Origin of the sequence: Stenotrophomonas sp. SrG, from assembly GCF_050031795.1 — a bacterium.
In the GTDB taxonomy this organism is placed as follows: domain Bacteria; phylum Pseudomonadota; class Gammaproteobacteria; order Xanthomonadales; family Xanthomonadaceae; genus Stenotrophomonas; species Stenotrophomonas rhizophila_A.
In genome coordinates, this window is sequence record NZ_JBNBBE010000228.1 from 1 (window position 1) to 276 (window position 276).

General features: G+C 71.4%; 1 pseudogene. It reads right to left on the reverse strand.

Annotated elements, in window-relative coordinates:
* Positions 1 to 257: pseudogene (locus tag ACQG3P_RS19625) on the reverse strand (phosphogluconate dehydratase); the annotation flags it as partial.
* Between the last annotated feature and the right edge of the window lie 19 nt (positions 258 to 276).

Here is a 276-nt window from a genome sequence, read left to right on the forward strand (position 1 = left end):
TACGGCTGGTGCGCCGACAGCATGTCGTTGTGGGCAGTGGTGATGCCCTGGGGCGGCGTGTCCCCGCCGCGCAGGCGGCTCTTGTCGGTCGGGCCACAGGCCGCAAAGCCGTGGGCCAGGTTGCCGCAGCTCCGGCGCGAACGGACCGGACCGTCGCGCAGCGCGGCGTCGATGCCCGCCAGGTACGCAGCGCGCGACGCGGCACTGCGCTGGCCGATGCGCTCGGTGATGGCATGGAGTTTGGGGTGCAGGCTCATTGGCTACCGGCTATGAGAC